We start from the raw sequence: 15,073 nt of genomic DNA, 5'->3' as shown, positions 1-15,073 counted from the left end.
GTGATACGCATGCGGCCCACCCCCCCCATCCTCCCCCCTGTTCTCTTTCTTTGCTGGCTGCTACTGCCATGGCCGCTGCTCCATGGAGCCGATACGCGGCAGCAGATCGAGGAGCCGGTTCATCAGGCAGTGCTGACCCGTCAGGCCACCCAGCAGGAGGAGGACCAATGGCGGGGTGACCGGGAAAAACTGACCGCCCGCTTCGAGCAACTTCAGGCGGAAAACGAAGAACTGCGGCGACAGCGAACAGAACTGCGGCAGACCATCACCGCCAACGAAGGCAGACTGGACGGCAAAAAGCAGCAATTGGCCGACATGATCCGCATCTCCGAGGAGATCTCCCCCTTTCTCGATGATCTTCTTGACCGCCTGCGACAAGCAATCGCCATGGGACCGCCCTTTCTCGTCGATGAACGACAGCAGCGCCTCGACGGCCTGACGGCGATGATGGGGGACCCGGCGGTCACCGTCGCCGAGCAATATCGGCGGCTCATGGAAGCCCTGTTGGTGGAAGCGGAATACGGGTTCACCACCGAAGTGCACCAGGAGACCATCATGGTCAACAACGAGCCTCTGCTCGCGGAAATTTTTCGCCTGGGTCGACTCCGTCTTTTCTATCTGAGCCTCGATCATCGACAATGCGGCTTCTACAATGTCGCCACCCAAGCCTGGCAACCCCTTGACAATAGCCATCTGCGGACTATCCGCTCGCTGGTAGCCATCAGCTCCAGGCAACAGCCGGTGGAAATCCTCAATGTACCGGTGGGCAGGATGGTGCGGCAATGAAAAGGATCATGACCCTGTTTGTTCTGCTGTTGTTGTTTCTGCATACGGGCGTGGTCCTGGCCGATGACATGCGGATTGTGGAACAGGAAGCCCGGCACGCCAGGGAAGCCCTGGCCGAGCAAGCCCGGGAGGAACTGGCCACAGCCCAAGAGGAAGCGGCACTCAGCCGCGCCCGGATCCTCAGCGACCGGACAGCCCTGGAACAGGCGATTGCCGAACTGGAAGCCGATCGGGACCGCCTGAGCGGAGAGGTCAACCTCTTGCAGGAGCACCTTGATCAGCTGATCGAGGAAGAACAAGAGGTCACCGCCCAACTGGAGGAAACCGACAGCATGGTTCGGGAACTGGTCGGCATGATCCGGGTCAATGCCCGGGATATCGATACCCTGATCAGCCAGAATCCTCAATCCAGGCCGCTGGGGTACTCGGCCTCCTTGCTGAGCGCGGTGGCGGATAACAACCGTTTTCCCGGCATGGACGATGTCCGGGCCATGACCGATGCTCTCTTGGCGCAGATCAGGCGGACCGGGGAGGTCACTCTGCTCCAGAGCCGGATGATCGATCGGGCCGGCAGGGAGGCTGAAGCCGATATCCTCTTCATCGGGCCCTTCACCGCCGTCTATCGGCTTGAAGGAGAAAGCGGGTTTCTCAATCATGCCCAGGCCAGCGGCACCCTCTATGCCTTGTCGCGTCCGCCGGGTGCACGAATGCAGAAGCAGCTGCACCGTTATATGGAGGGCGAAAGCGAAGCCGTCCCCATGGATATCTCCCGGGGCGCCGCCCTGCGACTGCTCATCCATCAGGTGAGTTTTCTTGAACAGATCGGCAGAGGTGGCCCCATTGTCTGGCCGATTCTCGCCATTCTGGTCTTTGGCCTGCTCATCGTTATCGAGCGAACCGTGTTCCTTGTCCGTAGCCATCATCGTGGCCCGGGCCCGATGGCCACGCTCCGTACGCGGTCTGCCGCGGGAGACTGGCCTGGCTGCATACAGGCCTGTCAGGCAGAGAACAAACCTGTTGCCAGGGTCCTGGCCGCTGGTCTCGCGGCGCGCAACCTGTCGCGTGAAGATATGGAAAACGTGCTCCAGGAGGCGCTTCTTAAAGAGATCCCCCGGTTGGAGCGCTTTCTGTCCACGCTGGGCATGCTGGCCGCCATTGCCCCCCTGCTCGGCCTGCTGGGCACGGTCACCGGCATGATCAATGTCTTCCACGTCATCACCCTCCAGGGCACCAGCGACCCGCGACTGATGTCCGGCGGTATCTCCGAGGCTCTGGTCACCACCATGCTGGGCCTTTCGGTGGCCATTCCCCTGATGCTTCTGCACAATATCCTCAATCGGTCCGTGGACCGGCTGGTTGGTGATATGGAAGAACAATCCGTGTCTCTGGTCAACATGATCCACAAGCAGCGAGAGACAACATGCTGATCAGTGACCACCTCTTCCGGCTGATGGAGTACTTCCATACCGGTGGTCCGGTCATGCTGCCCCTATTGCTGGTCAGCCTGATCATGTGGCTGTTGATCGCTCATCGCGCTCTGTATCTCCGTCGCCTCGGCCGCCGGCCCATGGCCAATCCCCTGGCCTGGGAATATATCCGCGCCAATCGGCGACCGGCAATCGGCGAGGGTGGAGCCGTCGGCCTGCTCGTGACCAGGTTTCTCGACCAACGCAGCGGCAATCCGGCCCTGGACCGGAGCATCATCGACGAGCTGGTCCTGTCCCTCAATCGCACCCTGGACCGACACCTGGGATTCATCGGCGCCCTGGCCGCGGTGGCGCCTCTGCTTGGCCTGCTGGGGACGGTCTCCGGTATGATGGCGACCTTTGACATTATGGCCATGTTCGGGACCGGTAACGCCCGGGGCATGGCTTCGGGTATTTCCCAGGCTCTGATCACCACCGAAACCGGCCTGATTATCGCTATCCCCGGTCTCTATATGAAGAACTTCCTGGAACGCCGCGCCCAGGATCTGCAACGGCAACTGACCGGAGCCGGGTACTACCTGCGCCGCCATCTCCAGGAGGCCGCATGCTGAATATTTCCGCCGCCCGCAGGCGCAAACGGACCACACCCGGACTTGATATCGCCCCGCTCATCGACATGGTCTTCATCCTGCTCATTTTTTTTCTGGTCAACACCAGTTTCGTCAAGGAAACCGGTATCGAGGTCTCCCGGCCCACCGCCTCCACGGCCACGGTGGAGAACAGAACCACGATTCTGATCGCCATCGACCCCAATAACCAGATCTTCATGGAACAGCGGCAGATCGATATGCGGACGGTCCGAGCTCATGTCGAACGGGCCCTGGCGGAAAATCCGGAAGCCGCGGTCATTGTGGTGGCGGACAAAGCCAGTCATACCGGTACCGCTATCCAGGTCATGGACAGCTGCCGCATGGCCGGCGCGGTCAATGTCTCCCTAGCAGCCAGCCTGCCGCAGGGCTCCTGAGCACCATGAGCGGCGGCCCCACACTCCTTGCCTCCGGCAGATTGGACTGGCTCTGGGCGGTCCTAGTCGCCCTTGGCCTGAACCTGGTCCTGTTCCTGCTCATGCCGGCCCTGATCAATACCCGAGCCGCGGAACCGGCCTTTGATGCCCTGGTTCCTCAGATCCAGCTCACCCGTCTGCGCCAGCCCGATCCTCCCAAGCCACCGGAACCCGTGCAACCCCCTGAACCACAGGTGATCGAGCCCCCAACACCGAATGCGCCGCAACCATCGGCCCCGAAACTCACCCTGCCCTTTGCCATCAACCCGCGCCTGCCGGCCGGACCATCCACCCTGGCCCTGCCCCCACTGGAAACCGGCCTGGCCACCGGCTTGGGCGATCTCTTCACCACCGGTCAACTGGACGGTCCCCTGACCGCCCTGGCTCAGATGCCACCCATCTATCCCATGGTGGCCAAACGCCGCAACATCGAGGGCTGGGTCACAGTCCGCTTCGTGGTTGACGAACAGGGCCAGGTCGGTCGCATCACGGTCCTGGCTGCCGAACCTGAAGGCATTTTCGAGCAAAGCGTGCTCCGCTGCATTGCCGGTTGGCGTTTTAAGCCGGGCACCGTTGGGGGCACACCGGTCAAATCCCTGGTGGAACAGACCATTACCTTTAAACTGGAGTAGAACCATGCGATATTCGAGGCTAGTAATCTGCTGGGTTCTTGTTTGTATATTGACGACCCTCTTCTTTCAGCCAGCCACCATCCTGGCCAAGGAACCACCGGCAGCGATCCGCGCCGTGCTTCTCAGGATCGCACCGCTTATGAACAACCAGAGGTACGACCAGGCCGCAGCCCAGCTCGAGGCTTACCTCGCCGGTTCGTCCGCGCCTCATGCGGAACTCTTTTTCGCCCTGGGTAACTGCTACCTCCTTCAGGACCAGCACACCAGGGCCATCAACGCCTACACCCAGGCTGTAGCCCTGGATCCGGATCATACCTCCAGCTGGCTGAATCTGGCCAAGGCCCATTATGACCGGCAGCAGTTCCGGGAAGCCGCGGTCAGTTTTGCCGGGGCCTACGACAGCACTGCCGGCAGCCAGGCGGACCCCCTGTATTTCAGCGCCGCCGCTTTCCTCATGGCCGGTGCTAACCAGGAGGCGGTCAGCTCCTTTGCCCGCCTGTTTGCCGCCCATCCCACAGCCATTCAACCTGAATGGAAGGAGCACTATATCCACGCCTTGTTGGCCACCGATCAGGTCCGGCAGGCCCTGCCCCTGATCGAAGAACTGGCCGCCGAATACAGTGGTGACGATCAGATCCGCTGGCAGGAAATTCTCCTCTACCAGTATCTCTCCCTCAACATGGAGAGCAAAGCCCTGGCTCTGGCCCGGAAACTGACCGAAGACAATCCCGCCGAGCCGAAATGGTGGCAGGCGCTGATCCACATCCAGCTGCAGGCCGAGCGCCTGGAAGAGGCACTGACCGCCTGCATCATCCTCAACTACCTGAAACCTCTGAGCAGGGAAGAAACCAGATTGCTGGCCGACCTGTATCTGCAGGCAGGCATTCCCGCCATGGCCGTGCCCCTGTACACCGATCAACTGCGCCCCCGGCACCCCGGGCCGGACGTACGTCTTCTCCAGCACCTGGCCTATGCCTACAACAGACTGGGACAACAGCAGGCAGCTCTGACCATGCTCATGGAGCAGAGTATGTCGACACAGGATCCGCGACTGCTCATGCTCAAAGGAGAACTCCACCTCGCTCTCAAACAATACGACCTGGCCGCGACCGTCTTCCGTCAGGCCGGCGCCCTGCAGGGACAGCACCAGGGGCGGGCCTGGTTGATGGCCGGCCATGCCGCTTTGCACAGCGATGACACCGAAGGCAGCCGCTCGGCTTTTTCCCAGGCGGCCCGCCACGACCGGGAAAAAAAGGCCGCTGTCCAGGCCCTGGCCTATATTGACCGCAAAACAACCTTATCGGCACAGCAACAATGATCTCGACCCACACAGCCCTGCAGGCCGCCTGTCTTTTTTACGGCCTTGCCTTCATCGCCTCGCTGACCACGTTGCAACACCGGCGGGTACTGATAGCCGCCTTGCTGATCCCCGGACTGGCCGCCAGTCTCCTCATTGTTGTCCTCCGCTATCATCAGGCCTGGCCCATGCTCCCCCTGCACCTGACTCCGGTGGCGGTTCTGCTCTGCCTGGGCCTGCTCTACCCGATAGCCGCCAATGCCGCCGAGTCGGCTCTCCAGCAACCGGTTCAACGAAGCCTGCTGGCCGCCATGGTGCTGGTGGCCGCCTGCACTCTTTGTTTTCCCAAGGACTTCTACCTGCCTTTTGTCAAATCAAAAACCTTGTTCGCCCATGCTTTTCTCGTCTTCGGAGCCATTGGCAAGGCCTGTTTCCTGGTCAGTGTCAGCTGGGCGCTGGCTGCCTTGATGCAGACCAGACATGCGTACAGCACCTCCCATCTGCATCGAGCCATGCATCGTTGTCACTTCTGGACAGTCTGGGGCTTTGCGTTGTGGACGATATCCATGTTCAACGGCGGGCTCTGGTCGTATTTCGGGTGGGGCACACCGGTGGTCTGGGAAGATCCCGCCATCCTCACCACCATGTCCGCCTGGTTTTTCTATGCCTGCTTCCTGCACCTGCACCTGACCAGATCATGGACCCTGACCGGGCGGGCGGCCTGCGCCGTTGTGGGTGGCCTGGCTGTCCTGGCCCTCACCTTCCTGCCTGACCTCGGACCGTTCCGCAACCCCTTGCAGCTATGAAGACTCTCATTATCCATTGCTGGCACGCCATGGCCAGCATCCGCCTGACCATTATCCTCTGCATACTCCTCACCTTGAACGCAGCCTGGGGATACTTCTGCCTGCACGGCAATGCATCGTTGTACATGCCCATGAACGATATGGGACTCATCCCCTGGGCGAAGACCTACGGACGTTCCTCTCTTCTGCTGACCGCATGGTTCTTCCTTCTTCTCTTCTTGCTGGCCCTGCTGGTCTGTAACACCTTCACCTGCACCACGGATCGGGTGTACCGGCTGCTGCGCGCCGGCAAAACGACCAGCCCCATGTGCCTGGCCTTTAAACTTGCGCCCCATCTGATGCACTATGCCCTGATCATCATTCTGGCGGGCTATCTCTGCAGTTATCTTTTCTCTCAGGTCCTGACGGGTCAGACTTTGGTGCCGGGCACCCACCTCTCCTTGCCCGGCGCCAAAGGTCAGGTCACCTTCACCTCTTTTGCCCCCGAGTATTACCAGGGGCAAAGGTTGGATTTTTTCACTGATCATATTCTCACGCCCAGGGCCCATCTGCTGCTCAGCAGTGAAAATTCGACCCGGGAAGCCATACTTACCGCAACCCGCCCGGTTCGCTTTCAGGGCTATACCCTTCATATGATCGATTTTGCCCCCAAAAGCCTGGGAGGCATGAACATGCCTACCCGCATCGACCTGCATATCCGCAAGGATCCAGGTGTTTTTTTGTATCTGAGCGGCATGGCGCTGTTCTCCATCGGCCTGCTCTTTTATGTCTGTGAATGGATCTTACTCAAGGAGGTCAACAAACAATCGGTATGAAGATGTCCACACTTTTTCTCCCGCTGACCGCCATCCTGCTCATCCTCGGCCTGTGCGCCTGCGACGGCAACCGCTCGGCCACTGATGACGGCACCCGACCGGCTTTTCTCCAGATCGGTGAATTTGCGGTCAACCGCTTGTCCGCGGAGCGGATTGATGTCCGCGATGGTGCTGGCCGTACCCTGGTGCTCATCCCCCGTGACGCCCCCATGCCCACGGGTGTTGACCCCAATAGAGTCGTCCGCATACCGGTGGAGCGGGTGGTTGCCTACGGCTACTTTGAGGTCGCCACCCTCCTTGCCCTGGGGGTACTGGATGAAACCTTGGTGGGCGTTACCACGCCCCAGGATCGCTGGTATATCCCTGAGGTCAGGCGCGGGATGGAAGAGGGGCGCATCGCTTTTATCGGAGACGCCAGCGCCATCGACTTTGAACGTCTCAAACTGCAGCAACCGGAGTTGGTGCTCACCTGGGATCCTTCCATCATCCCACTGCTCAACACCCTGAACATCCCGGTGGTGGTTACCACCACGCCGCAGGCCATGTGCCTCGGCGCCCGCATGAGCTTTGTCAAATTCCTCGCCCCATTTTTCCACCGGGAACAGGAAGCCGAGGCCTTCTTCAACCGCATCGACGACACGCTGCGCGACATCCGTGCCCGCACCGCCGCCGCCCCCCAACAGCCAAAGGTCATGTGGGGCGATGTTTACGAGAAAAGGGTGATGGTCGAACCAGGTAATTCCTGGGTCGGAGAACTGGTCGGTCTGGCGCAGAGCAACTATCAGTTCAGGGATATCTTCGGTGCCTCCTGCATCGAAATCTCGGTGGAACGCTTTCTCTATTCAGGTCAGGATGCGGATATTCTTTTCACATACCGGGACCGGAAATCAGGGGCCACCTCCAAGGAGGCTCTGGGCCGACTCAATGCACTGATCAAGGACATCGCTCCGCTCAAACCCGAGGGCAGAGTCTACGCTCCCCTGCCCCATTATCACCAATCCGGTGACAAACTCGACGAAATTCTTTTTGAAATCAGTGCCATTCTCCACCCTGAACTCTACCCCGGATACCGGCTGCGGTACTTCGACGAATTGCCGGACACGGATCCAGTCATAACCAAGGACTCTGCTTATGACCACTTCTGAACCCGTCGTCCCGTCAATACGTCCACCTGCCTGGCGGCGACCGCCGGTGGTCTTTTCCGGCCTTGGCCTGCTGACCCTGATCCTGCTGGTCATCAATGTCGCCGTCGGGTCGATTCCCTATTCCCTGGCCGAAATCTGGCATGTCCTCCTGAACCCCAGAGAAGATTCCATCACCAACACCATCATCTGGAATATTCGTATTCCCCGGGCCATCGCCGCAGCCTTTGGCGGCGCCTATCTCGCCGCCTCCGGTCTGCTGCTGCAAATCTATTTCCGCAACCCCATCGTCGGGCCTTTTATCCTCGGCATCTCCTCAGGTGCTTCTTTGATGGTTTCCATCGTCATGCTCACCACGGTGACCGTGGGTTGGACCTTGTTTACCCCCTTCATGTCCACCCTGGCCGCCTTTGTCGGCGCCTATGGGGTGATGCTGATCGTGCTGGCCATTGCCTCCCGGATCCAGGGCGGGGTCACCCTGCTCATTGTCGGTCTGATGATGGGGTATCTCTGCGGGGCTGTCACCGCCATCCTCACCGCCCTGGCGGAAAAGGACAAAATCAAGGGTTTTGTTCTCTGGCAACTGGGTAGCTTCTCCGGTTTCAAATGGGATGAAATCTGGATCCTGCTCATCTTCGGCGGTTGTATTCTCACCTTGTTGTACCTGCAGAGCAAACCACTCAATGCGTTCCTGCTGGGGGAAGAGTACGCCGCATCCATGGGTGTCAATATCCGCCATTTTCGCTTGCTGATCCTGCTCTGTGCCTGTGCTCTGGCCGGGATGATCACTTCCATGGCCGGGCCGGTGGCTTTTATCGGTATGGCTGTGCCCCACATGGCCCGATTGAGTTTCGGCACCTCGGACAATCGCATCCTTATACCCGGGGCCTGCCTGATGGGGGCTCTGGTGACCAGTCTCTGTGACCTGATCGCCCGTACGGCACTGGCTCCGGTGGAACTGCCCCTCTCGGCGATTACCGCTTTTTTCGGAGCCCCCATTGTTATCGCACTTCTCTTGAAACGGAGGGTCAAATTATGAACACCGCCACTGTCCAGCCAATACTCAGCGCCAGAGACCTTTCGGTCGGTTACAACAAAACGCCAGTGCTCAGCGGTTTGGACTTCGACTGCGAAGCGGGTCAATTCATCAGTCTGCTCGGCCCCAATGGTGCCGGCAAAACCACCCTGCTCCGCACCCTGTCGCGCCATCTTGCTCCGCTGGCTGGAGCGATCACGCTCCACAACAAATCGCTGGATACTTTGCCGGCCATGGATCTGGCCCGTACCATGGCCGTGGTACTCACCGATAAAATTGTTCCGCCTCTGTTCACCGTCTTTGAATTCGTTACCCTGGGGCGATACCCCCACACCGACTATCTCGGCCGTCTGAATTCCGAAGACCAGAAGATTGTCACCCAGTCCCTGGCCGCGGTCCACGCCCTCGATCTGGCAGGCCGTCCTTTTTCCGATCTCAGCGACGGTGAACGTCAGAAGGTGCTGGTAGCTCGGGCGCTTGCCCAGGAACCGTTCCTCCTCCTTCTCGATGAACCTACCATCCATCTCGACCTCAAGCACCGGGTCGAGGTCATGGCCATTCTCCGTGATCTCTGCCGCGACAAGGGAATTACCGTCATTGCCTCCCTGCACGATGTCGATGTCGCCGCCAAGGTCAGCGACCAGGTGGCCCTGATCAAGGATGGCGGTCTGCTGGACTGGGGAGCGCCCGAAGCGGTGCTCACGCCCGAGGCGGTGTCGGGTTTGTATGACTTCAGCAAAGCTGAATTCAATCGCCACCTGGGCGGCATTGAACTTCGCGGGGAAGGCAACCGGGGGCGTGCTTTTGTGGTCGCCGGCATGGGCACCGGGTCTCTTGTCTACCGGATGCTCGCTAAAAAAGGGTTTGCTATTGCCACCGGCGTGGTCCACACCAATGATCTTGATTACTACGTGGCCCAATCCCTTGGCGCCGACTGTATCACCACTCCGCCCCTGGAGGCGATCAACGGCACCAGCACCAACCTGGCTGCCACCCTGATGGACTCCTGCGATTTCGTCATTGACAGCGGGTTTGCCGTGAGCACCGGCAACCAAGCCAATATGACCCTGCTCCACACGGCTCTGGAACGGGGAAAAACCGTATTCACCCTCCGCGGTGATGTCCTCGAATCTCCCGCGGCCAACAGTGACAACCGCTTTATCCGTTGTACCACCACCACCCAACTGATCGCGGCCCTGGATGCATTTCCAAAACGGAACGCGGCCCACCAGGTACAGGAGGCCTGATGCAACCCTATACACTCTGCTATTTTTCCGCCACGGCCAGCGAAATTCCCTCCCTCAGCGAGGGCGTCCGTCTGTTCCGGCAAGCCGGCGGGCAGGTCACTGTCCATGCCCGGACCCAGGTGCAACTCTTTGACCAATCCCGGCAACGGGCCTTTGTTCGGGAAGCCCTGCGCGCCGATATCCTGATCGTCTCACTCCATGGTGGTCGGGCCTCCTTTCCCGCCTTTGACTTCCTCAAGGAAGCCCTGGACGGTCAAGACCCCTCCTCCGGCCCGTTGATCCATATCCAACCGACCAGCGGCGATGAGGATTCCATCGAGGCGGCCCGGGAATTTTCCCCTGAGTTCGGCACTCCGGCCTGGGACAGGATCAAACAATATCTCCACTTCGGCGGCCCCCGGAACATGCACCAGTTGTTTCGCCATCTCCACCACCGTCTCCATGACGTCGATCCGGACTGCCTCCCTCCCGAGCCCCTGCCCGACGACGGCATCTATCATCCCGACTGGCGGGGAACCCCCGATCTGAATGAGTATCTTGCCGGCAAAATCGACCCGAGCAAGCCGACCATTGGCCTGTGGTTTTACCAGACCTACTGGATCAACAACAATCTCGCCTTCATCGACGCCATCATCCGTTCAATAGAGGCCTCCGGTGCCAACGTCCTGCCGGTCTTCCATTTACGCTACAAGGATTCGGAACGGGGGAATCGGGCCGCCGACGATGTCATTGCCCATTATTTCATGGACAACGGCAAGCCACGTATCCAAGCGCTCATCAATCCGCTGATGTTTTCCCTCACCCTGGTTGCGCCTTCGTTTCAAGACCTGCTGCCCAGCCTGGGGGTACCTTTTATCCAGGCCATCACCTGTTCCGCCCCCCATGCCCAATGGGTGGACAGCGTCCAGGGACTGCCGACCATGGATGTTTCCTATTCCGCGGCCCAGCCCGAGTTCGACGGCGCGCTGATCACCGTGCCGGTGGCCACCCGCGAACAGAACACCGTTGATCCGCTCACCGGAGCCCTGCTCGCCAAATATCAGCCCATCCCGGAACGGGTTGATAAGATGGTCCGTCTGACGCTCAACTGGGCCAGGCTCAGCCGCATTCCCCCCGCTCAACGGCGGATCGCCATCATCTTTCACCATTACCCGCCGCGCAACGACCGCATCGGTTGCGCCGCCGGACTCGACTCCTTTGCCAGCGTGGCGGCTCTGCTGGCCCGGATGCGGGAACAGGGATATCACATCGAGCATGACTATGGCGAAAAGGATGAGCTGGCCCATGCTCTCCTGGAAAAAATGACCTGTGACCAGCGCTGGCTGCCCATGGATCAGATGGCTGCCCGGGCCGAGGCCCGAGCCGGGGCGGATCAGTACCAAAACTGGCATGCGGAACTCCCCCCGGCGATCCGTGCCAAGATGACGGCAGATTGGGGCGAGATGCCGGGTGACCTCTTTGTCCACGAAGACACCCTCCACTTTGCCGGTCTTATCAACGGCAATGTCTTTCTCACCATCCAGCCACCCCGTGGTTATCTGGAGCAGATCGACAAGGTGCTGCACGATCTTCATCTGTCACCACCGCATCACTACCTGGCCCAGTACCGCTGGATTCGTGATGTATTCAAAGCCGACGCCGTGATGCATGTGGGCAAACACGGCTCCCTGGAATGGCTGCCCGGCAAAGCGCTTGGTCTCTCCAACGAGTGCTATCCCGATCTGGCGATCATGGAGTTACCCAACATCTACCCCTACATCATCAATGATCCCGGTGAGGGCACCCAGGCCAAACGCCGCTCCTATTGCTGCATCATCGATCACCTCACTCCGGCCTTCACCAATGCCGACCTGTATGACGACCTGGCCAAAGTGCAGACCCTGGTGAGCGATTATGCCGCCGCTCGGGCCGAAGATCCGGCCAAGATGGAGATCCTGCGCCCGATGATCTGGGAAGCAGTGGCCGCGGCCAGTCTGGATCAGGATCTGGCGATCAGCGAAACCGAGGCTCTGGCGGATTTTGACCCTTTCCTGGAACGGCTTCACGCCTATGTGGAGGAAATCGGCGACACCATGATCAATGACGGTCTTCATATCCTCGGCCTGGCCCCCGAGGACAAGCGACTGGTCGAGTTCGTCACCCAGCTGACCCGGCTGGCCAACGGTTCGGTGCCGTCATTGCGGGAGTCCATGGTCACTGCCATGGGATGCGAGTACGACGATGTGCTCGCCCATCGCGGCAAACGCGAGGCCCGTTTCGGCAATCGCACCGGCGGTGAAGTTTTGCGTTATGCCCATGAACAGGCCCTTGCCCTGGTAACCCGCCTGGCCGAGGCCGATTTCCGGCCCGAGGTCATCGGGGGGTTGACGGCCGAACTCCCCATTGCTTCGCGTTCCGGGGTTGCGGCTGTTTTGGACTATATCGCCCGGACGCTCGTGCCCAATATCCGCCTCTGCAGTGAAGAACTGGACGCCGCCCTGGCCGCCTGTGCCGGGCGTTTTGTCCGGCCCGGCCCTTCCGGAGCCCCGAGCCGCGGCCAGGCCGATATCCTGCCCACGGGTCGCAATTTCTACTCGGTGGATCCCAACAAGATTCCCAGCCCGGCGGCCTGGGAGGTCGGGGTCCGTCTTGGTGACGCCCTGATCGAACGCTACCTCAAGGAAACAGGCAAGTATCCGGATTCCATCGGTATCCTTGTGTACGGCACCGTAACCATGCGCACTCGGGGTGATGATATCGCCGAAATCTACTACCTCATGGGCCTCAAGCCGATCTGGCAGCAGGGCAGCGGCAATGTCAGCGGCCTGGAAGTGATTCCCTTACAGGAACTGGGACGACCACGGCTGGATGTGGTCCCCAGGATTTCCGGTTTTTTCCGTGACTCCTTCCCCAATCTGGTCGAACGGATCGACGAGGCGGTCCGCATCGTTGCCGCTCTCAACGAGGCGCCCGAGGCGAATTTTGTCCGCCGCAACGTCCTCAAGGATGCCGCCGAGTACCGTCGGGAAGGCTTGAACGAGGAGGAGGCCTGGCGCGAGGCCACCTTCCGCGTTTTCGGCTGCCCGCCCGGTACCTACGGCGCCGGGGTCTCCGAGTTGATCGAATCCAAACACTGGCAGACCCAGGAAGACCTGGGCAACAATTATATCCGTTATTCGTCCCATGCCTATGGCCGAGGCAGTTACGGCTCGGCCAAGCCCATGGCCTACCGGCGTCAACTGGCGCGCATGGATGTCACGGTCAAAAACGAGGATTCACGCGAGTACGACATGATGTCCTGCACTGATTATTACAACTATTACGGCGGCATGATCGTGGCGGTGAAGACGGTGCGCGGCCATCTGCCCTTTGCGGTCATGGGAGACAGTTCCGATCCCAAACGAGTCAAAATGCGCACCACCGAGGAGGAGGCAAAACATGTTCTCCGTTCCCGTCTGGTCAACCCCAAGTGGATTGCCGGCATGCAGCGACATGGCTACAAAGGCGCGGGCGACATCTCCCATGTGATGGATATCGTGCTCGGCTGGGACGCCACCGCCGAGGTCATTGATGACTGGATGTATGAGAAGATTGCCGGAACCTACGCCCTGGATCCGGCCATGCAGGAATGGATGAAGGAGGTCAATCCTTATGCCCTGCAGAATATCCTCGACAAACTGCTCGAAGCCATCAGTCGCGGCATGTGGCAAGCGGCCCCGGACATGGAGGAACAACTCCGTCAGACCTATCTGGACATGGAGGGAGAGGTTGAGGAGTGGACCGAATAGATGAAGACCGCTCCAGCAACCATTTTGCATACCGCATATTGCCTCGCTGTTGATGGCGCGACTCGATCGAGAATCTGAGAGGGCACCATGTTTCACCATGTCTATCCCCTGGCCGCGGTGGTCGGCCAGGAAACGTTTCGACAGGGGTTGCTGCTGACAGCTGTCAACCCCGCCATTGGCGGCATCCTGGTCCGGGGAGAAAAAGGCACGGCCAAATCGACCATGGTCCGGGCGTTGGCGGCGCTGCTACCGCCGATTTCCGTGGTCAGCGGGTGTCCCATATCCTGTTCTCCGGAGGAAGAAGCGGATCGCTGCGGTGAATGCGCGTCCCGCTTTCCCAACCTCTCATCGGTCCGGCGACCCACCCGGGTGGTCAACCTGCCGTTGAATGCCACCGAAGACCGGGTGAGCGGCGGCATCGATTTCCCCCGTTCACTGCGCTTGGGCAAGGTGATCTTTTCTCCAGGCCTGCTGGCCGAAGCGCATCGGGGCGTTCTCTACATCGACGAAGTCAACCTCCTCGACGACCACCTGGTCGATCTGATTCTTGATGCCGCCGCCTCCGGTGAAAACCTGATCGAACGGGAAGGTATTTCTTTCCGCCATCCGGCCCACTTTCTCCTGGTGGGCACCATGAACCCGGAGGAAGGTGAATTACGACCGCAACTTCTCGATCGGTTTGGCCTCTGCCTGGAGGTGACCGGAGCCCGGGATCCCGAGGATCGGGTTCTGCTGATGCAACGCCGCGAAGAGTACGACCACAATCCCGCCGCTTTTCTCGAGCAATACCGCCCGGCATCCGAAGATCTGGCCCACCGCATCGAACAGGCGCGCGCCCGCCTGCCCCTGACCACCATCACTGGTCAGCAAAGGGGCTTCATCGGTGAACTCTGCCGGGAAAACAATGTTGCCGGTCACCGCGCCGACCTGGTGATGGAACAGGCAGCCCGTGCCCTGGCGGCCCTGGAAGGAAAACGGGAGGTGAGTGTCGACCATATCAGCCGGGTCGCCCCCCTGGTCCTGATTCATCGCCGCCGCGACGCACAGCCCCCCCC

General features: G+C 60.2%; 13 protein-coding genes. All 13 read left to right on the top strand.

Annotation, left to right across the window (positions count from 1 at the left end; translation table 11 throughout):
* The coding region (locus JWG43_RS16475; protein ID WP_205244044.1) for a DUF3450 domain-containing protein at positions 1–786 on the top strand (786 nt) is incomplete at its 5' end.
* Entirely contained in the window at positions 783–2,213 is a 1,431-nt protein-coding gene (locus JWG43_RS16470) for a MotA/TolQ/ExbB proton channel family protein (protein ID WP_205244043.1), read from the top strand. The genes JWG43_RS16475 and JWG43_RS16470, both read left to right, overlap by 4 nt.
* On the top strand, positions 2,207–2,824 hold the full coding sequence (locus JWG43_RS16465) for a MotA/TolQ/ExbB proton channel family protein (protein WP_205244042.1): 618 nt from the start codon (positions 2,207–2,209) through the stop codon (positions 2,822–2,824). Before JWG43_RS16470 ends, JWG43_RS16465 begins: the two co-directional genes overlap by 7 nt.
* Positions 2,818–3,237 carry an ExbD/TolR family protein gene (locus tag JWG43_RS16460; RefSeq protein ID WP_205244041.1) on the top strand — a complete coding sequence of 140 codons (420 nt, stop codon included), beginning with the start codon at positions 2,818–2,820 and terminating at the stop codon, positions 3,235–3,237. The genes JWG43_RS16465 and JWG43_RS16460 overlap by 7 nt, the downstream gene beginning before the upstream one ends.
* Positions 3,238–3,242: 5 nt before the next feature.
* Entirely contained in the window at positions 3,243–3,908 is a 666-nt protein-coding gene (locus tag JWG43_RS16455; RefSeq protein WP_205244040.1) for an energy transducer TonB, read from the top strand.
* 4 nt (positions 3,909–3,912) lie between these two features.
* Complete coding sequence (locus JWG43_RS16450; protein WP_205244039.1) at positions 3,913–5,226, top strand: tetratricopeptide repeat protein; 1,314 nt, start codon at positions 3,913–3,915, stop codon at positions 5,224–5,226.
* A complete protein-coding gene (ccsA, locus tag JWG43_RS16445) occupies positions 5,223–6,011 on the top strand; it encodes a cytochrome c biogenesis protein CcsA (protein ID WP_205244038.1) in 789 nt (262 codons plus the stop codon). Before JWG43_RS16450 ends, ccsA begins: the two co-directional genes overlap by 4 nt.
* Positions 6,008–6,826: a hypothetical protein gene (locus JWG43_RS16440; RefSeq protein ID WP_205244037.1), complete on the top strand. Its 819-nt coding sequence runs from the start codon at positions 6,008–6,010 to the stop codon at positions 6,824–6,826. Before ccsA ends, JWG43_RS16440 begins: the two co-directional genes overlap by 4 nt.
* Positions 6,823–7,971 (top strand): ABC transporter substrate-binding protein, encoded by a 1,149-nt coding sequence (locus tag JWG43_RS16435; protein WP_205244036.1) that lies wholly within the window; start codon positions 6,823–6,825, stop codon positions 7,969–7,971. Before JWG43_RS16440 ends, JWG43_RS16435 begins: the two co-directional genes overlap by 4 nt.
* A complete protein-coding gene (locus JWG43_RS16430) occupies positions 7,958–9,007 on the top strand; it encodes a FecCD family ABC transporter permease (RefSeq protein WP_205244035.1) in 1,050 nt (349 codons plus the stop codon). The genes JWG43_RS16435 and JWG43_RS16430 overlap by 14 nt, the downstream gene beginning before the upstream one ends.
* Positions 9,004–10,251: an ABC transporter ATP-binding protein gene (locus JWG43_RS16425; RefSeq protein WP_205244034.1), complete on the top strand. Its 1,248-nt coding sequence runs from the start codon at positions 9,004–9,006 to the stop codon at positions 10,249–10,251. The genes JWG43_RS16430 and JWG43_RS16425 overlap by 4 nt, the downstream gene beginning before the upstream one ends.
* Positions 10,251–14,018, top strand: a complete 3,768-nt coding sequence (gene cobN, locus JWG43_RS16420; RefSeq protein ID WP_205244033.1) for a cobaltochelatase subunit CobN — start codon at positions 10,251–10,253, stop codon at positions 14,016–14,018. The genes JWG43_RS16425 and cobN overlap by 1 nt, the downstream gene beginning before the upstream one ends.
* Before the next feature lie 87 nt (positions 14,019–14,105).
* Positions 14,106–15,073 (top strand): magnesium chelatase ATPase subunit I (locus tag JWG43_RS16415; protein WP_205244032.1); only part of this gene is annotated, 968 nt, incomplete at its 3' end.

The organism is Desulfobulbus alkaliphilus, from assembly GCF_016918545.1.
Classification (GTDB): Bacteria; Desulfobacterota; Desulfobulbia; order Desulfobulbales; family Desulfobulbaceae; genus Desulfobulbus; species Desulfobulbus alkaliphilus.
This window is presented reverse-complemented; position numbering and strand designations above follow the sequence as displayed.

Excerpts from the sequence above, each read along its gene's own strand:
- JWG43_RS16470 (WP_205244043.1), top strand. The coding sequence starts at position 783 with ATGAAAAGGATCATGACCCTGTTTGTTCTGCTGTTGTTGTTTCTGCAT.
- JWG43_RS16465 (WP_205244042.1), top strand. The coding sequence starts at position 2,207 with ATGCTGATCAGTGACCACCTCTTCCGGCTGATGGAGTACTTCCATACC.
- JWG43_RS16460 (WP_205244041.1), top strand. The coding sequence starts at position 2,818 with ATGCTGAATATTTCCGCCGCCCGCAGGCGCAAACGGACCACACCCGGA.
- JWG43_RS16455 (WP_205244040.1), top strand. The coding sequence starts at position 3,243 with ATGAGCGGCGGCCCCACACTCCTTGCCTCCGGCAGATTGGACTGGCTC.
- JWG43_RS16450 (WP_205244039.1), top strand. The coding sequence starts at position 3,913 with ATGCGATATTCGAGGCTAGTAATCTGCTGGGTTCTTGTTTGTATATTG.
- ccsA (WP_205244038.1), top strand. The coding sequence starts at position 5,223 with ATGATCTCGACCCACACAGCCCTGCAGGCCGCCTGTCTTTTTTACGGC.
- JWG43_RS16440 (WP_205244037.1), top strand. The coding sequence starts at position 6,008 with ATGAAGACTCTCATTATCCATTGCTGGCACGCCATGGCCAGCATCCGC.
- JWG43_RS16435 (WP_205244036.1), top strand. The coding sequence starts at position 6,823 with ATGAAGATGTCCACACTTTTTCTCCCGCTGACCGCCATCCTGCTCATC.
- JWG43_RS16430 (WP_205244035.1), top strand. The coding sequence starts at position 7,958 with ATGACCACTTCTGAACCCGTCGTCCCGTCAATACGTCCACCTGCCTGG.
- JWG43_RS16425 (WP_205244034.1), top strand. The coding sequence starts at position 9,004 with ATGAACACCGCCACTGTCCAGCCAATACTCAGCGCCAGAGACCTTTCG.
- cobN (WP_205244033.1), top strand. The coding sequence starts at position 10,251 with ATGCAACCCTATACACTCTGCTATTTTTCCGCCACGGCCAGCGAAATT.